The 18,215-nt window shown below is 61.5% G+C and carries 18 protein-coding genes; 12 read left to right on the forward strand and 6 right to left on the reverse strand.

Translation table 11 applies throughout. From position 1 onward, the window contains the following. The first annotated feature begins 4 nt into the window (after window positions 1-4). A complete protein-coding gene (locus KUV39_RS04795; protein ID WP_222459103.1) occupies window positions 5-3,397 on the forward strand; it encodes an efflux RND transporter permease subunit in 3,393 nt (1,130 codons plus the stop codon). Between the two features lie 30 nt (window positions 3,398-3,427). Here KUV39_RS04795 and KUV39_RS04800 read toward each other — a convergent pair whose 3' ends face one another. Next, window positions 3,428-3,913: an NUDIX hydrolase gene (locus tag KUV39_RS04800; protein ID WP_222459104.1), complete on the reverse strand. Its 486-nt coding sequence runs from the start codon at window positions 3,911-3,913 to the stop codon at window positions 3,428-3,430. Between the two features lie 33 nt (window positions 3,914-3,946). Further along, on the reverse strand, window positions 3,947-4,846 hold the full coding sequence (locus KUV39_RS04805) for a protein-disulfide reductase DsbD domain-containing protein (RefSeq protein WP_222459105.1): 900 nt from the start codon (window positions 4,844-4,846) through the stop codon (window positions 3,947-3,949). A 181-nt stretch (window positions 4,847-5,027) separates the two neighbouring features. Here KUV39_RS04805 and KUV39_RS04810 point away from each other — a divergent pair, with 181 nt between their 5' ends. Further along, window positions 5,028-5,585: a YqgE/AlgH family protein gene (locus tag KUV39_RS04810; protein WP_037302578.1), complete on the forward strand. Its 558-nt coding sequence runs from the start codon at window positions 5,028-5,030 to the stop codon at window positions 5,583-5,585. Between the two features lie 49 nt (window positions 5,586-5,634). Here the strand turns inward: KUV39_RS04810 and KUV39_RS04815 are convergent, their stop codons facing one another. Beyond that, window positions 5,635-6,582 carry an L-threonylcarbamoyladenylate synthase gene (locus KUV39_RS04815; protein WP_222459106.1) on the reverse strand — a complete coding sequence of 316 codons (948 nt, stop codon included), beginning with the start codon at window positions 6,580-6,582 and terminating at the stop codon, window positions 5,635-5,637. A gap of 131 nt (window positions 6,583-6,713) precedes the next feature. Between KUV39_RS04815 and KUV39_RS04820 the strand changes: the two genes are divergently transcribed. From KUV39_RS04820 to KUV39_RS04845, 6 genes are all read left to right on the forward strand, one after another. Continuing rightward, window positions 6,714-8,420, forward strand: a complete 1,707-nt coding sequence (locus tag KUV39_RS04820) for an acyl-CoA dehydrogenase family protein (RefSeq protein WP_222459107.1) — start codon at window positions 6,714-6,716, stop codon at window positions 8,418-8,420. Next, entirely contained in the window at window positions 8,417-9,454 is a 1,038-nt protein-coding gene (locus KUV39_RS04825; protein ID WP_222459108.1) for an MBL fold metallo-hydrolase, read from the forward strand. Before KUV39_RS04820 ends, KUV39_RS04825 begins: the two co-directional genes overlap by 4 nt. 26 nt (window positions 9,455-9,480) lie before the next feature. Beyond that, complete coding sequence (locus KUV39_RS04830) at window positions 9,481-9,945, forward strand: DUF6173 family protein (RefSeq protein WP_008561494.1); 465 nt, start codon at window positions 9,481-9,483, stop codon at window positions 9,943-9,945. After that, window positions 9,929-10,471 carry a hypothetical protein gene (locus KUV39_RS04835; protein WP_244998244.1) on the forward strand — a complete coding sequence of 181 codons (543 nt, stop codon included), beginning with the start codon at window positions 9,929-9,931 and terminating at the stop codon, window positions 10,469-10,471. Before KUV39_RS04830 ends, KUV39_RS04835 begins: the two co-directional genes overlap by 17 nt. A 65-nt stretch (window positions 10,472-10,536) precedes the next feature. Beyond that, window positions 10,537-10,671 carry an aa3-type cytochrome c oxidase subunit IV gene (locus tag KUV39_RS04840; RefSeq protein WP_008562087.1) on the forward strand — a complete coding sequence of 45 codons (135 nt, stop codon included), beginning with the start codon at window positions 10,537-10,539 and terminating at the stop codon, window positions 10,669-10,671. Window positions 10,672-10,717: 46 nt separating this feature from the next. Continuing rightward, on the forward strand, window positions 10,718-11,350 hold the full coding sequence (locus tag KUV39_RS04845; RefSeq protein ID WP_008559722.1) for a hypothetical protein: 633 nt from the start codon (window positions 10,718-10,720) through the stop codon (window positions 11,348-11,350). A 94-nt stretch (window positions 11,351-11,444) separates the two neighbouring features. Here the strand turns inward: KUV39_RS04845 and KUV39_RS04850 are convergent, their stop codons facing one another. Both KUV39_RS04850 and KUV39_RS04855 read right to left on the reverse strand, forming a co-directional pair. Further along, a complete protein-coding gene (locus tag KUV39_RS04850) occupies window positions 11,445-11,777 on the reverse strand; it encodes an AzlD domain-containing protein (protein WP_222459109.1) in 333 nt (110 codons plus the stop codon). Beyond that, window positions 11,774-12,499, reverse strand: a complete 726-nt coding sequence (locus KUV39_RS04855) for an AzlC family ABC transporter permease (RefSeq protein WP_008559956.1) — start codon at window positions 12,497-12,499, stop codon at window positions 11,774-11,776. Before KUV39_RS04855 ends, KUV39_RS04850 begins: the two co-directional genes overlap by 4 nt. Window positions 12,500-12,563: 64 nt before the next feature. On the opposite strand from KUV39_RS04855, the gene fdhD reads away from it, so the two are divergent. The 4 genes from fdhD to KUV39_RS04875 all read left to right on the forward strand — a co-directional run bounded on the left by fdhD (window position 12,564) and on the right by KUV39_RS04875 (window position 17,100). After that, window positions 12,564-13,460: a formate dehydrogenase accessory sulfurtransferase FdhD gene (gene fdhD, locus KUV39_RS04860; RefSeq protein WP_222459403.1), complete on the forward strand. Its 897-nt coding sequence runs from the start codon at window positions 12,564-12,566 to the stop codon at window positions 13,458-13,460. 372 nt (window positions 13,461-13,832) lie between these two features. Continuing rightward, on the forward strand, window positions 13,833-14,471 hold the full coding sequence (mobA, locus tag KUV39_RS04865; protein WP_222459110.1) for a molybdenum cofactor guanylyltransferase MobA: 639 nt from the start codon (window positions 13,833-13,835) through the stop codon (window positions 14,469-14,471). Beyond that, the gene (mobB, locus tag KUV39_RS04870) at window positions 14,468-14,959 is read left to right on the forward strand and encodes a molybdopterin-guanine dinucleotide biosynthesis protein B (protein WP_050672800.1); all 492 of its coding nucleotides are present in this window, start codon (window positions 14,468-14,470) and stop codon (window positions 14,957-14,959) included. Before mobA ends, mobB begins: the two co-directional genes overlap by 4 nt. Further along, window positions 14,956-17,100, forward strand: coding sequence for a molybdenum cofactor synthesis domain-containing protein (locus tag KUV39_RS04875; RefSeq protein WP_222459111.1), 2,145 nt, complete (start codon window positions 14,956-14,958; stop codon window positions 17,098-17,100). Before mobB ends, KUV39_RS04875 begins: the two co-directional genes overlap by 4 nt. Before the next feature lie 12 nt (window positions 17,101-17,112). On the opposite strand, the gene KUV39_RS04880 is transcribed toward KUV39_RS04875, so the two are convergent. Continuing rightward, window positions 17,113-18,141, reverse strand: a complete 1,029-nt coding sequence (locus tag KUV39_RS04880) for a hypothetical protein (RefSeq protein WP_008559860.1) — start codon at window positions 18,139-18,141, stop codon at window positions 17,113-17,115. Window positions 18,142-18,215: the final 74 nt, after the last annotated feature.

The raw sequence follows: 18,215 nt of genomic DNA on the forward strand, positions 1-18,215 counted from the left end.
CGCCATGCTGCGCAATTTGCCCCAATCCGCCGGAGGCCTGCTGAGCTACTTCACCCGTCACCGCACGCTGGCCAATCTTCTTCTTGTTCTGCTGCTGGTTCTGGGGGCTGCTGCGATCCCGAACATGCGGGCGCAGTTCTTTCCCGATGTGATCGTAGAGAGCGTTTCTGTCTCGGTTGAATGGGAAGGTGCAGGCCCCGAAGATATCGACAGCGCCATTGTGCAGCTGATGGAGCCGGCGCTTCTTGCGGTGGATGGGGTGGAAAGCACCAGTTCCACCTCTCGTGAAGGGCGGGCAAATATCTCGCTTGATTTCGAACCGGGCTGGGACATGGCCCGTGCTGCCGATGATGTGCAAAGCGCAGTGGATGGCATCACGTCCCTTCCCGAAGAGGCAGAAGAGCCCAGCGTGCGTCGGGGTGCCTGGCGCGACCGGGTGACGGATATCGTACTGACCGGTCCGATCGCGCCGCGCCAGCTTGGGCTGTTTGCTGACGAACTGGTCAATCGTCTGTTCGAGGCGGGCGTCACCCGCACCACCATCCGCGGCGTCGCGGCACCACGGACATTGGTTGAGGTGCCTTCGGCCAGCCTGATTGCGCATGACATCGCGATGGCAGACATCGCGTCGGCTATTGCGGCAGAAGTCGATGCCAACCCGGCGGGCGATGTAAGCGGGGCCAATGCCCGCATCCGCACCGGCAGCGAAAAACGGACGCCTGAAGAGCTCGCAGGGATCGTGTTGCGCACGAACCCGGACGGTTCGGCGTTGACGGTGGGGGATGTCGCAACAATCCGCATCGAAGGTGTCGATCGCAATCGGTCCTATTTTGTCGGCGAGAACCCGGCGATGTCGATCCGGGTGGACCGCTCTGACCAAGGCGATGCGATCGGCATTCAGGCCCAGGTCGAGGATGTGGTCGAGGAAATGCAGGCAAGCCTGCCCGAAGGGGTAAGCGCCAGCCTGATCCGGACCCGTGCAGAGGCCATCACGGGGCGGCTTGATATTCTGATCGACAATGGGCTGATGGGCCTTGGTCTGGTGCTGGCCTTGTTGTTCCTGTTTCTTAATGCCCGCATCGCGTTCTGGGTGGCTGCGGGCATTCCGGCGGCCATGTTTGCCGCGATTGCGCTGATGTACCTTGGTGGGCTGACCATCAACATGATCAGTCTCTTCGGTCTCATCATTACGCTGGGTATCGTGGTGGATGACGCCATCGTCGTGGGGGAACATGCCGATTTCAGGGCGCGGCGTCTGGGCGAACACCCTGTCTCTGCCGCCGAGAACGCCGCGCGGCGCATGGCGATGCCGGTTTTTGCGGCGACGCTGACCACGGTGATTGCCTTTTTCGGGCTTGTGTCGATCGGCGGTCGCTTTGGAGAGCTGATCCGCGACATCCCATTGACGGTGATCGCTGTTCTGGCGGGGTCGCTGGTTGAGTGTTTTCTTATCTTGCCCAACCACCTTGCGCATGCGCTGGCGCATAGTGCCAAGGAACACTGGTATGATTTGCCCAGCCGGGTGGTGAACCGTGGCTTTCGAAAGGTGCGCGACCGGGCATTTCGCCCGCTGATGGCGCTGGTGGTGCGGGCCCGCTACGTGGTGTTGGCCGGTGCTTTGGTGATCCTTGCGAGCCAGCTGGCGCTGTTTATCGGCGGGGATGTCAAATGGCGCTTTTTCAATGCGCCGGAGCGGGGCTCGGTCACCGGTAATTTTGCCATGGTCGAGGGGGCAAGCCGCGAGGATACGCTGGCCATGATGCGCGAGATGCAGCGCGCGGTAGAGGCGTTGGGCGCCGAGTATGAACAGCGCCATGGCCGCAATCCGGTCGATTTCGTCATGGCAGAAATTGGTGGAAACGCCGGACGTGGGCTCGCTGGAGTGGATGCCAAGGATACGGATCTGTTGGGCGGGATTTCGATCGAGCTGATTGATGCGGATCTGCGCCCCTATTCCAGCTTTGCCTTTGTCGCCGAATTGCAGGACAGCGTACGCAGGCATCCGCTGACGGAAACGGTCTCATTTCGGGGGTGGCGGTCTGGTCCGGGCGGGGATGCGCTGGATGTTGAGTTCAGTGGCGCCGCGGTCGACGTGCTGAAGGCGGCATCTGAGGATCTGAAGACCGCGCTCCTGCGCTATCCAGAAGTCTCTGCGGTGCAGGATAATCTTGCATACGACAAGGAAGAGCTGGTTCTGGAGCTGACGCCGCAGGGGCGGGCGCTTGAATTCACGGTTGAGACCTTGGGGCGGGCGCTGCGCGGGCGGCTGAATGGTATTGAAGCAGCAACCTATCCGGACGGTCCCCGCAGCGCCGAGATCCGGGTGGAACTGCCCGACGGCGAGCTGACGGCGGATTTCCTGGAACGCACGCTGATGCGGAGCCCGGCAGGGATCTATCTGCCGCTGGCCGACATCGTCTCGGTCAGCCAGCGCACCGGGTTTTCCACGGTGCGGCGGGAAAACGGCGTGCGGGTGATTTCAGTGACCGGTGACATTTCCGAAGATGACCCCGCCCGTGCCCAAGAAATCGTCACCGCGCTAGAGGAAGAGATTCTACCCAAAATCGCAAGTGAGCGGCAGGTAGACTGGCGGCTGGCTGGGTTGAGCGAACAGGAAAGCGATTTTCTCAATGACGCGCGCACCGGCCTTATTCTCTGCCTGACGGGAATTTATCTGGTTTTGTCGTGGATTTTTGCCAGCTGGACCCGTCCGCTGGTGGTCATGGCAATCATTCCATTTGGCTTGGTCGGCACGATTTGGGGCCATTACCTCTGGGAGGTGCCGCTGTCGATGTTCACTGTGGTCGGTCTGTTGGGGATGACGGGGATCATCATCAACGACTCGATTGTTCTGGTGACAACGATCGACGAATACGCCGAAGAGCGCGGTTTGATCCCTTCGATCATAGATGGGGCAGCGGATCGTCTGCGACCGGTCATGCTGACCACATTGACGACGGTGCTGGGGCTGGCCCCGCTGATGTATGAGGGTTCACAACAGGCGCAGTTCCTGAAGCCGACGGTGATTACGCTGGTCTACGGGCTGGGGTTTGGCATGTTCCTTGTGCTCTTGGTGGTGCCAGCACTGGTGGCCGTTCAGGCAGATGTCGCACGTCCCTTTACCGCGCTGCGCCGCGGACTGCAGGGCCGGGCAGGGTGTTTGCGTTGGCTCACCTTTGGGTTGGCTGGTGCACAGCTTGCCTGGTTGGCGCTGAGCCTTGGCTACGCAATGGCCGCTGGGGCGCTGCATCCTGCGTTGCGGATCGGCGTTCCGGCGCTGGTTGAAATGGATCCGGTCCGCGCTGGCGGTGCCTTGTTCCTGGTGGGGGCTGTTGTGATCAGCCTTGCGGGCTACGGGCTGGGACGACTGTCGCGCGCGCGCGGCCAGAGGGCCTAAGGGGGCACCTGTGGCGCCCTAACCGTTGCGCTATTCCGCCAGCTGTTGTTCCGCCTGTGCCAGCAGGGCGACCTCGGCCACCTGATCGATCAGCAGCCGGGCGGGAGTGGACGACGATGGCGTGCTCGTCAGCGCAAGGTCTGAAACGGGCACCCAGCTGGCCTGCAGGGCATCATCGTCGGGGTGCGGTGAGCCGCTGACATAGTCACAGAGCACGGCCACCAGAAGATACTGCCGTTGCACAGCACCGGCGTCATCCCGCAGCATGACATCCACATGTGTCAGGATCTTGCGCGGAGTGGCGATCACGCCCGTTTCTTCCAGCAGCTCGCGGGCTGCGGCCTCAGAGGCGGTTTCGCCCAATTCAACGTGACCGCCGGGAAACCCCCACCAGCCTGCGTTGGGCGGTTGCTTGCGTTGGACCAGGATGACGTGATCCTGTCCCCCTTGTGGGTGACAGACAACCGCCAGTGCCCCGAGCACGGGACGTTTTACTGGGTCAGGAGAGCTGGACATGACGGTTCCGACATTGGGGCAGGGTTGCCGGAATTAGTGGCGAGTGCAGCCCCGGATGTCCACTGCATGATTACGCCCCAGCACCGTGAACCGCAGCTGCGAACGGTCCATGGCAAAGATGCCCCCGTCCGCCGACACGATTTCGGTCTGCGCAACCAGCTGGTCGCCGCTGCGCGTGGTGGTGGTTTCCGTGGTGGCCAGATTGGGCGCGCCCGGTTCGATGACCACGACCTCCTCACCGCCAGCGGAGGGCATGGCGATGCGGGCCGTCAGCTGCATGCCGTAGCGGCTTGGGACAATGTCGCAGGAGGCACGGCGCACACCGGCTTCCCGCGCGGAAAGCGGTTGATCGGCAAGGGCTGCGACAATGGCGGGGTTTTTGCTGCTCTTCGGGTTCAGGGCTTGCTCGAAGGTGAGTTCGGATGGAATGCAAACATCCTTGCAGATCCCCAACTCCATCCGACCTTTCAGCTTGATGGGCGCGCCGGCCTTTGCAGGGGTGATCTCAACCGGAAGAACCAGCTGATCGTGATAGCCGATGGTCCGGAAACCTGAGGTCAGAAACACGTCAGGCGTTGGCCATTTGATCGATACAGCGCCGACGTTTTGTGATCCCGCCCAGGTGAATTGCGGTGGAATTCCGGCGTCACCGGGCGCGCGCCAGTATGTTTTCCACCCCTCTGACAGTGTCAGACGGATCGCGCCCATATGGGTGCCACTGCGGGTGATGCCGCCATCCAGGATCTCCAGCTGGACGATATCCTCCATCCGCTCCGCCAGAGCAGCGGCGGGAAGGGCTGTCAGCGGTACAATCGCCACGGAGAGCGCGGCGCGCAGCCAACGGCGCCCAGCAGAAGCCACAGCCGAAACGACCCGGTGGGGTGCGGATGATTTTAACGGCATATTTGATGGGGCAGGGTGAAACTGTGTCATAAGGAATAGATGCGCGTTCAGAAGGTAAAAGCCAAGTCACGATACGGTCAGGGGCGGGTGATCGCGACACAGAAACAGACTTGGCCTTGAACACGCAAAGGCTGCGCGCCATCTTATTATAAAGAGCAAAGGGAGCTGGCGTTACGCCAACCCACCTCCACAACAAGGAATACAGGTGCAGATGGATCTTTCCGGACAACTACTGATAGCGATGCCAGGCATCGGGGATCCCCGGTTTGAACATTCACTGATTCTTTTGTGTTCTCATGACGATACCGGGGCGATGGGTCTGATTGTGAACAAACCTGCGGCGGGTGTTGCCGTGTCCAATCTTCTGGAGCAGCTCGACATCAGCGTCGCGGATGAAACCGACGGCAATCAGCCGGTCAGATTTGGTGGCCCGGTTGAGACACAGCGGGGATTTGTACTGCACTCGCCCGAGTATCAATCAAACGTCAGTTCTCTGCGGGTGTCGGATGGGTTTTCGATGACTGCAACAGTTGATGTTCTTGAAGATATCGGCGCCGGGCAGGGGCCTGCGCAAAAGCTGGTCATGCTTGGCTATGCGGGCTGGGGGCCAGGGCAGCTCGAATCGGAGATCGCGCTTAATGGCTGGCTGAACGCGCCAGCAACGCCGGATCTTGTGTTTGAGCTGGCGGACCACGAAAAATGGGAAGCGGCGCTACGGGAGATCGGTGTGGATCCCCTGACGTTGTCCACAAGCGCGGGCCACGCCTGATAATCTGCCCAATGCGGTCGATTGGGGTCAGCAATGCGGTCGACTGGGGTCAGCGCGGTGCGGCGGCGCGGCGCAGGCGGTCGTTGATTGCCGCGCCCAGTCCGTGCTCGGGGATCGGGGCCACGGCGATCGGTTTGTCCATCGCATCTAGCTGATGCAGGTGGCCAAACAGATTGGCGGCCGCCTCTACCAGATCAGCGCTGTCAGACAGGTTCAGGTCACAGGACATCGTGCCAAACCCAAGGTACAGCTCTGCCGGATCCGGTGTGGTGACATTCAGCCGGACTTTGGCGCGTGGGGCGTAATGTGACAGCAACTGCCCCGGCGCGGTCAGAGGATCCGACGCATCGCGCAGCTGCAGCGGGTGACCCAGCACCGCCTCGATGTCTTCCTGAGCGAGCCCGCCGGGGCGCAGCAGAATGGGTGTCTCACCCGACAGCCCGACGATGGTGGATTCCACGCCTACGCCGCAGGGGCCGTCATCGACAATGGCCGCAATACGCCCGTCCAGACCGGCGACAACATGTGCCGCTGTTGTCGGGCTGATCCGTCCGGATGGGTTGGCCGAAGGGGCCGCAACGGGGCCGTCCAAAACCGACAGAAGGGCGCGGGCGGCTGGGTGGGCGGGAATGCGCACGCCAAGAGTTTCAAGACCCGCGGTCACAAGATGCGAAATGTCATGCCCGTCTCGCAGGGGCAGCACCAGTGTCAGCGGGCCGGGCCAGAACGCTTCTGCCAGCTTGTTGGCGGTCTCTGTCCAGATGACGTGACGTTTCGCGGCCTCAATCGAATGGACATGCGCAATCAGCGGGTTGAAGCTGGGTCGTCCCTTCGCGGCATAAAGCGCGGCGACGGCCTCTCCCTGACGGGCATCCGCGCCAAGCCCGTATACCGTTTCGGTGGGAAACGCGACCAGCTGTCCGGCCTGCAAGAGCGCTGCAGCCTGACGAATATCCTGCGGCTGAGCGGTCAGGACGCGGGTGGGAGAGTTGGACATGGCTGGTGACGCGGCGTTTTGGTTGCTTGAAAAAAGGGCCCGGTTAGGTAATCGGACAAGACGTTCAACATAAAGGCTCGGGGCAATGATGCCAAGCTGCCCCGAACAGCTCTCTCTGAAAGAGGCCAGACATGACCTTCCGTGCCCCCGTTCCCGAGTATCAGTTTCTATTGAATCACATCATTGGCTACAGCGAGATTTCCGCGACCGAGCGGTTCAGCGAAGCGAGCGACGATGTCGTGACCGCAATCCTGACCGAAGCGGGCAAGTTCTGTGATGAGGTTATGGCCCCGCTGAACAGGGGCGGGGATTTGCAGCCAGCCTATCTGGAGAACGGCGTTTTGCGCACCTCTCCGGGATATGCAGAAGGCTGGCAGGCGATCTCTGAAGGGGGTTGGATCGGCATGAGTGCGGCAGAGGATTTCGGCGGCATGGGCCTGCCGATGACCCTGACCACGGCCGTGAACGAAATGATGTCGGGTGCGTGCCTTTCGCTGCAGCTGGCTCCGCTGATGAGCCAGGGCCAGATCGAGGCGCTGGAGCATCACGCCAGTGACACCCTGAAAGAACTGTATCTGCCCAAGCTGATCTCGGGCGAGTGGTCTGGCACCATGAATCTGACCGAGCCTCAGGCAGGCTCTGATGTGGGGGCGCTCAGCTCCAAGGCGGAGCCACTGGACGATGGCACCTATGCCATCAGCGGGCAGAAGATCTATATCTCCTGGGGTGACAATGATTTCACCCAGAACGTCTGCCATCTGGTGCTGGCGCGTCTGCCCGATGCGGTGCCGGGGACCAAGGGGATTTCTCTCTTCCTGGTGCCCAAATTCCTGCCGGACGCCGAGGGCAACCCCGGCAAAGCCAATTCGCTGAAAGTCGTGAGCCTGGAACACAAGATGGGTCTGCATGGTTCGCCGACCTGTGTGATGCAGTATGATGGCGCCATCGGCTGGATGGTTGGCAAGCCGGGTGGTGGTCTCGCGGCGATGTTCACCATGATGAACAACGCCCGTCTGGGTGTCGGCGGTCAGGGCGTGGGCGTCGCAGGCGCGGCCTATCAGAAGGCACTGGCCTACGCACTGGAGCGCAAACAGGGCAAGTCTGCTTCTGGCACCATCGTGGATCATGCCGATGTGCGCCGGATGCTGATGGAGATGAAAGCCGATCTGTTCGCTGCACGCGCGATCCTGCTGGCGTGTTCGCAGGCTATCGACATGCAGACGGCAACCGGTGCGCAGGACTGGGCTGCACGGGCGGCTTTCCTCACGCCGATTGCCAAGGCTTTTGGCACCGAAACCGGGATGCGCGTGTCAGAAACCGGGGTGCAGGTGCACGGTGGCATGGGCTTTATTGAAGAGACCGGCGCAGCGCAGTTCTACCGCGACGTCCGTGTGACCGCGATCTACGAAGGCACCAACGGCATTCAGGCGATGGATCTGGTGGGGCGCAAGATGATGGACGGCGGTGACATGGCGCACCGTCTGATCGATGAGATCGAAGAGCAGGCCGAACGGGCCCGCACCACCCATCCAAATATGGCCGAAGCGGTCTGGCAGGCCTGCGAGTCGCTGCGCGAGGCGACAGAGTGGCTTACGGCGCAGGGCAATATGGACGAACGTTTCGCGGGGGCGGTTCCGTACCTGCATGCTTTTGCCCGCGTCTTGGGCGGGCATTATCATCTGGCGGCTGCGATGGCAGATGTCGGTGGCCCACGCGAGAAATTGGCCCGCTTCTACATCAACCGGATGCTGCCAGAGCACGCAGCCCTGCTGACTCATGCGCAGGCGGGTGCAGATGGCGCGCGCGCATTGACCTTGGATGAACTGGCTGACGGATGAGCAGCGAACGCCCCGACGGCCCGTGGAGCGAACCGCCCGCTGAGGGCGAGGCCATTGAGGTGGCCGAAGGCGTTCTGTGGATGCGTCTGCCTCTGCCGATGAAGCTGGACCATGTGAACGTCTACGCGCTGGACGATGGTGATGGCTGGACCATTGTTGACACCGGCATGTCGTCCAACAAAACCCGTCGCATCTGGGAGCGGCTGATGGCTGGTCCGCTTGGCGGCAAGCCCGTGAGGCGGGTTGTGGTCACGCATCACCACCCCGATCATGTCGGCAATGCTGGCTGGTTTCAGTCTGAACATGGTGCAGAACTGGTGACGACGCGCACTGCCTGGCTGTTTGCGCGGATGCTGACGCTTGATGTGCAGGAAAGCTGGCCGGAAGAGACGCTGGAGTTCTACCGCAGCGCGGGTATGGATCCCGCGATCTATGATGCACGGGTGGCAGAGCGGCCGTTCAATTTTGCCGATACGGTCTATCCGATGCCACTAGGGTTTACCCGCATCAAACAGGGCGACGTGTTGCGTATGGCTGGTCGCGACTGGGACATCCACATGGGCAACGGCCACGCACCAGAGCACGCAACATTCTGGAGTCGCGATGACAATCTGGTGATCACAGGTGATCAGATCCTGTCTTCGATCAGCCCCAATATCGGGGTCTACGCGACCGAACCAATGGCTGACCCGGTGGCTGAATGGCTGGAAGCCTGCGAACGGCTTGCTCCGCTTGCGCGACCCGATCACCTTGCGCTGGGCGGGCACAAGCTGCCCTTTCTTGGTCTGCCACACCGCATGGCGCAGCTGATCGACAATCACCACGGAGCCCTTGCGCGGCTTCTTGACCATCTGGACGAGCCCCGCAGCGCGGCAGAGTGTTTTGCGCCTCTGTTCAAGCGCAAGATTGGTGCGGGGGAATATGGTCTTGCCTTGGTAGAGGCGGTGGCCCATGTAAATCATCTGTATCATATCGGTCAGGTGGATCGCGTCCGACGGGATGACGGGGCCTGGCTTTATCAGCGTAAGGGGTGATCTGCCCCGTCACCGGGGGAGACACCATGTCCGATGAAATCGCAACCAGCGCAGAAGCGGCAGAAGATGCGATCCTGCCATGTGTTCACGAGGTCCATTCAGACCCAGAAGCCTGCCATCCGCTGAAGCCCCTGCCAGAGCAGCTGAAAAAGCCGGTTGAAAGCAAGAGCCCGGCTCGCTGGGCCTATGAACGGCTGATCCTATACATTCAGAATTTCGAAGAGCAGCTGGACAGCGAACACGAGGTCGCGATGGGTTTTGCTGGTGGCGACGCCGGTGTGATGCGGATCGAAGGCATGGGCTATTTTGATCCCGACATGATCACCTACTACGGCTCTGACACCAGCGGCGCGCGCACCCAGTTGGTGCAACACGTGAGCCAACTGAATGTGATGCTGCGCGCCTTGCCAAAGCAAAACGAAGCCGCGCCTGCCAACCGGATCGGGTTCCGGCTTGTTTCTGATCTGGAGAGCGATGCGCCTGAGAGCTGAGCGTGTCATACGGGTGAAGGCAGCTGTGCTGGTCGCGGGGGTCTGTGGTTTCCTGGCAGATGTCGCCTGGGCACAGGACAGTTGGCTGGGCCAGTTGGAGGCCCCGGCGTATCAGCTGCTGGACGATCTGATGGCGGCGCAGGGGTACGAACCCTCGCCATTCACGACCGATGGTTGCAGCGGCGGGTTGTCCCTGTTGTGGCGACAGCTGTCACGGTCTGGCAACGGCCCTCCGTTTGAGCATTGCTGCATCCGTCACGATCGCAGCTATCACGCTGCCGGACAGGCCAGGGACTCCGTCCAAAGCTATCAGGCGCGCCTTGAAGCCGATCAGAGCCTGCGCCGCTGTGTAGAGACGCAATTGCAGGACAATCCATCGCTTGCCCGGACTGTCAGCAAAGCCGTCTACGGCGCTGTTCGATTCGCAGGTGGGCCCTGCAGCGGGCTCTCGTGGCGCTGGGGGTATGGGTATCCCACCTGTGCAGGCCAAAACCGCGACAGTTTTGGCAGGGATGCGCCCGATTGACGTGGTGACAGTGGCGGCGAAATCCAGTATCCAGCAAGCAAACATACGCGAATAGGAATGGACACATGGCTGAACACAAGCACGGTTCGATGGACATCACTGTTCAGGAAAAGACCTATGAAGGCTTCCTGAAATTCACCACGCGCTTCTGCATTGCAGTGGCGATCTTTACCGTTTTCCTGGCGATCTTCGCGACCTGATCGCGTGGCCGGTTCGGATCGCCTGGGGCGTCTGGGTGCCCGGTCTGTGGCTGGCCTGACGCGCACCACTGCAGCGGTGCTGCTGTGTGGTGCGCTGGTGGCCTGCGCCGCGCCGCAACAGCCCAACGCAGATGATGCCACGTTGCAGAGAGTGGCCTATCGTCACGACGGCCCGCCGTCGCTGACGCTTTATACCATGATCAACAACCGCACGGGTCAGGGCGCGCATACCTCCCTGATGGTGAATGCCTCTGAGCGGGTGATTTTCGATCCTGCCGGATCCTTCTATGCTGATGTGGTGCCGGAGCGTGATGATGTCCTTTACGGGATCACGCCTGCGGTTGAACGTGCCTATCGCGGGTCACATGCGCGCAGCACGCACCACGTCGTTGTTCAAACCGTTGAGGTCAGCCCGGAGCAAGCGCAGCTCGCCTATCAACTGGTGACGCGCAACGGCCGTGTTGCGGGGGCGTTCTGTTCGAATGCGACCTCGTCTGTTCTGGCGCAAATTCCGGGGTTCGAGTCGATCGAGACCACGTTTTATCCCGGCAAGCTATCCGAACAGTTTGCAGCCCTTCCGGGTGTTTCCACCCAGGTTTACCGCGAAAATGACAGCGCGGACTTGAAAGAAGGGTTGGAAAAGAACAATGCGCTTTTGAATGCAGGCGCTGGCAGCTGACTGTCCCGCCCGAAGGGGCATGATTGTGAGATGCTTGAAATGACAAAGCCGCAGGTCGTCCTGCGGCTTTTGTTTTGCGTTATGTGTCGCAACGTCAATGCAACAGGAACAACAGCAGAAACCCACAGGCGCCCGCCCCCATCGCGATCAGGACATTGCGGGTCAGAAAGCCGAGCGCAAAAACCGCCACTGCGACCGCGACATGCGGCAGGCTGGGGGTGCCACCAGTGGGGGTGGGCCAGGCAACGAGCGGGGCGACCAATGCGGGAATGATCGCAACCGCCGTATAGCGCAGATGTCGCATCAGCCAGGCAGGCATCGTGCGCCCGCCCATGAGCCCGATGAATGCAAAACGCAGGGCAAAGCTGCCGACAGCCAGTCCGATGATGATGGTCCACAGCAGCGTGGGGTCAGGGGCCTGTGTCATGCTGCGTCCTTTCCTGTCTTGCGCTGTTCAATCCAGAGTTCGGCCTGTGCCCCTGCCATCATGCCGACCATACCCGCAACGATCAGGCCGAGATTGTAGGGCAGGGCGGTCGCGGGCAATGCGGTTGCGACGGCGGCAAAGCAGGCGACCACATGCGCAGGTGTGCGCAGCATCGGGCCGACCATCGCCAGAAACGCCAGTGGCAGCACAAAGTCGAGGCCCCAGCTGTCAGGCACCTGTGCGCCCAGAAGCGCGCCGATGAATGTTGCCGCCATCCAGCCAGGCGCGACGCAGCCGTTGGTGCCGAAGAAATACGCCAGCCGCTGTGACAGGGTCATCTGCGGGTTGTTTTCGAACTGAACAATCGACAGGGCATAGGATTGGTCAACCGTCAGATAGGCGGCGCAGGCACGTTGCCAAAGCGGGGCCTCTCCCAAATAGGGGGTGAGGGATGCGGAATACATCGCCACCCGCAGGTTCACCGCGAGCGCTGAGACCAGAATAATGAGTGTCGGCGTGTTTTCCTGCATCAGCTGGAGGGCCGTGAACTGGGCCGAACCGGCAAAGACAGAGAGCGAAAAGACCAGCGCCTCGGGGACAATCAGTCCTGCTTCGGCGGCCAGAACGCCAAACAGGAGCCCAAATGGTCCCGACACCAACAGGAAGGGCGCGCCGTCGCGAAACCCCTTCCAAAATGCCGATTTCGTGGTGGTGATTGCCATGATCTGGTCCTAGGTTGTTCCCAATTGGCATAGGCCTGTGGGTGGAGGTTTGCAATTGGCGATGATGGATGAAAACGCAGATCAGGCTGCGGTTGTGGCCGAGTATCTGATCGCGCCGAACCCAATAAACGCGCGGCTGACCCGGCGGGTCAAAGGTCTTGATCACACCGGTGCGGTGGCTGAAATTTCCGTGGTCGAAGAGCGCCCGCTGACCATCTATCTGAACCGGCAGGAAATCGTCACGGCGATGACGATTGGGGATTATCCGGAGTATCTTGCTCTTGGCTTTCTGCGCAATCAGGGCATGCTGCGCGCTGACGACGTGATCACCGGTATCGACTATGACGAAGAGCTGGAAACGGTGGTGGTGCGCACCGAGATCGAAACGTCCTATGAAGAGAAGCTCCAGAAAAAGACGCGGACGTCGGGCTGCGCGGTCGGCACTGTCTTTGGCGACATGATGGAAGGGCTGGAGGATGTGCGCCTGCCTGAGGTGGAGGTGAAGACCTCCTGGCTTTATGCGCTGGCGCACAAGATCAACCGCACGCCGTCGCTGTACCTGGAGGCGGGCGCCATTCATGGCACCGTGCTGTGTCAGCAAGATCGACCGCTGGTCTACATGGAGGACGTGGGCCGCCACAATGCGGTGGACAAGATTGCAGGCTGGATCCAGAGCACCGGCGCGGATGTGTCGGATAAAATCCTCTACACGACGGGGCGGCTTACATCCGAAATGGTGATCAAGACCGCGATGATGGGGATCCCGGTTCTGGCGTCCCGTTCAGGCTTTACCGCGTGGGGCGTGGAAATCGCGCAGGAAGTGGGCCTGACGCTCATCGGGCGGATGCGCGGCCAGCGTTTCGTCTGTCTGGCGGGGGAGGAACGGCTGGTGCGCGACATGGACCCCAAGGACGCGCCGGTTGAGGACAAGAAACATCGGCGGAAGAGTGCGGGAACATGACTGGTTCAATAGACCAAAGGGCAGAGCCGGTCCGCGGGCGGAAGCGAAGCGCCCGCCCATGGGGGCGGACGGGCGCTGCCCGGCATGTTGCCGGGCGCAGGGGCATTGAATGAGCGGACACGCACGCAGCCCGCTGGACCTGGCGCTTATGGTCTTTGGATCATTCTTCGTCCTGAGTGCTCTGGCCTTCTGGGCCATGTTCCGCTTTGGGCGACCGGTCGCGGCGGACTTCGGGATTTCTGTCATGGGCAGATCGGTATCACGGAAAGTTATCTCGAGCGGGGTGTCCGACGTCTCTGATGCGCTGCAAAGAATAGTGCAGCGATGCAGATGGCTGTTCGCTGGAGCCTATGCCTGTGAAGGAGGCCACAAATGACCCAACCCCTCGGCGTAATCCTCGCAGGCGGTCTCGCCACCCGGATGGGCGGCGGCGATAAGGGGCGGCTTCAGGTTGGGGGCGAAAGCCTGCTGGCCCGTGTGGTCGCCCGGATCGCACCCCAGGTCGCAGGTCTCGCCTTAAACGCCAATGGCGACCCACAGCGATTTGATGATCTTGGCCTGCCGGTCATTGCCGATACGATTGACGGATTTGCTGGTCCTCTGGCGGGGGTTCTTGCCGGGCTTGACTGGGCCGCAGAGCAGGGGGCGTCGTCTATCGTTACCGTTGCGGCTGACACGCCATTCTTTCCGCGGGATCTGGCAGAGCGGCTGCTGGCTGCGGCTGAGGGGCAGCGTTATCCGTTGGTGCTGGCGACCACTCCGCGCACAAGCGAAGAGGCACTGAAATCGGGCGGGGGGCGTCGTGTAAATCGGCACCCGACGTTCGGGCTTTGGCCTGTGGAGCTGCGTGAGGATCTGCGGGGCGCGCTGCAGAACGGCTTGCGCAAGGTGGTGCTATGGACCGATCAGCACGGTGGTCGCGAGGCGCTGTTTGAGGCAGAGCCGTTTGATCCGTTTTTCAATGTGAACACGCCAGAGGATCTGGCCCGTGCCGAGGCATTGCTGAAATGAAGATTTACGGTGTCACCGGCTGGAAAAACTGCGGCAAGACCGGATTGATGGAGCGGCTCGTCGCCGAGTTCTGCGAGCGGGGCCTGTCGGTGTCGACGTTGAAACATGCCCACCACAGCACTGACGTCGACCACCCCGGAACCGACAGTTTTCGCCATCGCACGGCGGGGGCGTCCGAGGTGATATTGGCCTCTCCCAACAGGGTTGCGATCATGCAAGAGCTGCGTGGCGCGCCCGAGCCATCGTTTGAGGCGTTGCTGGCGCGACTGCGACCTGTGGATCTGGTGCTGGTCGAGGGGTTCAAGCGAGAGGCCCACCCCAAGATCGAAGCACACCGGCAAGAAGCAGGTCAGCCGCTCATTGCGCCAAAGGACACCAGTATCCGTGCCGTCGCGAGCGATAGCCCGCTGGAGCTGGACCGGCCGGTTTTTGATCTGGACGATACGGCGGCAATTGCGGATTTCATCGCGCAGGAACTGGAGCTTTGACAGTGTTTGATACGGTCCTCATCGCCGATTGGTCTGCGGCGACGCGAAAGCCTGTGAAGGAAAGCAAAGATGCGATCTGGCTTGGCGTTGCGCGTGCGGGCCTTGCGGTGGAGCAAGTCTACTGTCGTACCCGGCTTGAAGCCGAGGCCTGGTTGGAGACGTTCTTTGCATCTGAACGTTCTGCGGGCAGAAAGGTTCTGGCGGGGTTTGATTTCCCCTTTGGCTACCCCAAGGGATTTGCAAGGCAGCTGACGGGACAGGATGACCCATTTGCGGTTTGGCAGTGGGTGTCGCAGCGCATCACAGATGACGAGAAGGGGCAGAACAACCGCTTTGCCGTGGCATCCGAAATCAACCGCGCCTTTCCGGGTGCGGGGCCTCTTTGGGGGAAGCCGAGCGAAGACTCCTGGCCTGAAATTCCCTATCGCAAGTCCGGGATCAGCTATGACCTCGTGGCAGAGCGGCGCAAAACGGATCTCGTTGCCAAGGCCGCGTCTTCCTGTTTTCAGTTGTTCTTCAACCCGACGGTTGGAAGCCAGCTCCTGATGGGGTTGCCGACGCTTGAGCGGTTGCGCAAGCGCCATCAGGCCGCCGTCTGGCCGTTTCAGGACATTGACGGCGCGCAACTGGTTTTTGCCGAGGTTTGGCCGGGATTGATCGAGGGGGCGGTAAAGCAGGCGCTTGCGAACGGTGCGGCGGAAGAAATCCGCGACAAGGTGCAGGTCAGGCTTTTGTCGCAGGCCTTGTCGGGCTTGGATGAACGGGCGTTTTCCACCCTTTTCGACGCGCCCAGTTCCGAGGCCAAGGAAGAAGCATGGATCCTTGGCGCTGGGTGTGGTCAGCTCCTGGATCGGCAGGCCCGTCTGGCAACAACAGAGGCAGACATGACCCTGGCACCGCCGCCCTTGCGAAATGATTGTTTCGCCCTGCCTGCGGGTGTGGATTGGACGCCTGTGGATGACGCGCTCGCTCATCTCAGGGATCGGTTGCATCCTGTCACAGCGGTTGAAACCCTGCCGCTTTCCTTGGCTTTGGGGCGGGTGCTGGCGGAAGATGTCGTCGCGCGGCGGTCCAATCCACCGCAACCGAATACCGCGGTGGATGGATATGGATTTGCCGGGCCTGCCGCGGACGGGGCGCAGGTCTTGCCGCTGGTTGCTGGCCGCGCGGCTGCTGGGCAAACCTACGATCATCCTGTGCCTGCGGGATATGCGATCCGCATTCTGACGGGGGCTGCCCTGCCAGAAGGGGTGGACACGGTCATCCTCGAAGAAGATGTGACCTGTGATGGTGCGAAAATTGCGTTCAACGGGCCGCTGAAACAGGGGGCCAATACGCGCAAGGCCGGTGAGGACGCAGCAGAGGGCGATGTGATCCTGAGCAAGGGCCGCGTTGTCACCCCTGCGGATCTGGCGCTGGCCTCGGCGACGGGTGTCTCACATCTTGCGGTCCGCAAACCCCTGCGCGTTGGTGTGCTGTCGACGGGTGATGAGCTGGTCGAGCCGGGAGAGCCTGCCGCTGCCGGGCAGATCTTTGACGCGAACCGGCCCATGCTGCTGGCCTTGTTGGCGACAATGGGATTCGAGCCCATTGATCTCGGCAAAGCAGAGGACGACCGGGCAGTGTTGCGGGGGCATCTGGACGCTGCGGCAGAACGTGTTGATGTGATCCTCACCAGCGGCGGGGCTTCTGCGGGGGATGAAGACCACATGTCGGCCATCCTGCGCGAGCATGGCGCGATGGAGCAGTGGCGTATCGCGCTGAAACCGGGGCGGCCTCTGGCCCTTGGGATGTGGCAGGGAACGCCGGTCTTTGGCCTGCCTGGCAATCCGGTTGCGGCTATGGTTTGCACGCTGATCTTTGCGCGTCCCGCAATGGGGCTCATGGCTGGGGCGGACTGGCAGGTGCCACAAGGATTTGAGCTGCCAGCCGCGTTCAGCAAGCGCAAGAAACCGGGGCGGCGCGAATATCTGCGGGCGCGCCTGCGCAACGGTCAGGTCGAGGTGTTCAAATCCGAAGGATCGGGCCGCGTCAGTTCGCTCAGCTGGGCCGAAGGGCTGGTCGAGTTGCCTGATGGGGCGGTTGATATCACGCCAGGAACACCCGTTCGGTTTATTCCCTATGCGAGCTTTGGCATGTAGCGCAGCAGCAGGCTAGTCAAAGGTTCCGGCAACCCGGCCCAGAAGCATGAACGCACGTGCTGTACGTGTTTCGCCCAAAGCCGAGATGTCGGCATCTGTTGCCTCTTCCTCGAAATTGGCAAGCATCTGGTCAAACCGTCGCAGGAAATGATGCGCGGCATCGCGGAAAATCGGATCCTGTTTCATGCGCGCATTGGTCAGCGCCAGAGAGCTGCGATCACGCACGCCGCCAAGAGCCGCCACGGCGCGTCCACGGGTGCCTTGGGCAAACTGGCGCCAGATTTCCGGGCGAGCCATGTCAGGACGCAGATCATCCATATAGATGCCGTCTTGGCTGAGCAGGGTCAGAACATCCTGTGCCGCTTGGATGACCTGTGCGGCCTTTCGGTCCTGAAGTGCGAGGCGCAGGGCTGCAAAGCCCTCTTCGTCCTCGGCTGTTTCAGGGAAGTTCAGAGCGCGGATCAGCTGGGCAGAGGGCAGCGGGGCCGCTATATCCTCTGCCGTGGTGCCGAGCGCCAACAGCCCCTGATCGGTTGCTTCGCTGCTGTCGTTGGGGCGCATCGCCATGCCCGGGATCGGACGGTCGCGTCGGCTGGTTTGGAATGTGGCGAGCGCGGTTTCCGTCTTGCGGGTCGCGGCAGCGATTTCCTCCAGCTTTTGGGTGACAGAAGGTTCGGCGACAGAGGCCGCTTGCTGGGCGTGGGTGATATAGGTTTTTCGCATCCCGTCGATTGCGGCATGCAGGCGCTGGGATTCATCGCGCATCACCTGAGATGAGCGTAGCGCCACAGCGCCGACCCAGATCAGCAAGGCGGGCAGCAGGATGGCAGAGGCCAGAAGCACATGATCCGACCAGCTGGCCGGTTCCTGCGCAGGCGTCTGGCTATCGCCGCCAAGCACGTAGATCGCAACAACCACCAGGAACCAGATCGCGCTGATGCCGATGGCAGCCGCCTCGATCCCGCCGATAACCGGCCGATCCGGTGGGCTCTCAAGAGCACTGGTTGGCGGCGGTGCAGAGGTGGCGTTGGAACGGGTCATAACGGTTGCTCGGAAACGGGCCAGATGAAATGTGCTGATGCCCGATGCTGGTGTCGGGCATCAACGGGTGTAGA

It is taken from the genome of Phaeobacter italicus, assembly GCF_019801785.1.
Lineage (GTDB): Bacteria > Pseudomonadota > Alphaproteobacteria > Rhodobacterales > Rhodobacteraceae > Phaeobacter > Phaeobacter italicus.

Coding starts and splice junctions, on each gene's coding strand:
- KUV39_RS04795 (WP_222459103.1), top strand. CDS start 5: ATGCTGCGCAATTTGCCCCAATCCGCCGGAGGCCTGCTGAGCTACTTC.
- mobA (WP_222459110.1), top strand. CDS start 13,833: ATGACCCAACCCCTCGGCGTAATCCTCGCAGGCGGTCTCGCCACCCGG.
- KUV39_RS04815 (WP_222459106.1), bottom strand. CDS start 6,582: ATGTCCAACTCTCCCACCCGCGTCCTGACCGCTCAGCCGCAGGATATT.
- KUV39_RS04880 (WP_008559860.1), bottom strand. CDS start 18,141: ATGACCCGTTCCAACGCCACCTCTGCACCGCCGCCAACCAGTGCTCTT.
- KUV39_RS04805 (WP_222459105.1), bottom strand. CDS start 4,846: ATGACACAGTTTCACCCTGCCCCATCAAATATGCCGTTAAAATCATCC.
- KUV39_RS04850 (WP_222459109.1), bottom strand. CDS start 11,777: ATGACACAGGCCCCTGACCCCACGCTGCTGTGGACCATCATCATCGGA.
- KUV39_RS04830 (WP_008561494.1), top strand. CDS start 9,481: ATGTCCGATGAAATCGCAACCAGCGCAGAAGCGGCAGAAGATGCGATC.
- KUV39_RS04810 (WP_037302578.1), top strand. CDS start 5,028: ATGGATCTTTCCGGACAACTACTGATAGCGATGCCAGGCATCGGGGAT.
- mobB (WP_050672800.1), top strand. CDS start 14,468: ATGAAGATTTACGGTGTCACCGGCTGGAAAAACTGCGGCAAGACCGGA.
- fdhD (WP_222459403.1), top strand. CDS start 12,564: ATGGATGAAAACGCAGATCAGGCTGCGGTTGTGGCCGAGTATCTGATC.
- KUV39_RS04855 (WP_008559956.1), bottom strand. CDS start 12,499: ATGGCAATCACCACCACGAAATCGGCATTTTGGAAGGGGTTTCGCGAC.
- KUV39_RS04820 (WP_222459107.1), top strand. CDS start 6,714: ATGACCTTCCGTGCCCCCGTTCCCGAGTATCAGTTTCTATTGAATCAC.
- KUV39_RS04825 (WP_222459108.1), top strand. CDS start 8,417: ATGAGCAGCGAACGCCCCGACGGCCCGTGGAGCGAACCGCCCGCTGAG.
- KUV39_RS04835 (WP_244998244.1), top strand. CDS start 9,929: ATGCGCCTGAGAGCTGAGCGTGTCATACGGGTGAAGGCAGCTGTGCTG.
- KUV39_RS04800 (WP_222459104.1), bottom strand. CDS start 3,913: ATGTCCAGCTCTCCTGACCCAGTAAAACGTCCCGTGCTCGGGGCACTG.
- KUV39_RS04840 (WP_008562087.1), top strand. CDS start 10,537: ATGGCTGAACACAAGCACGGTTCGATGGACATCACTGTTCAGGAAAAG.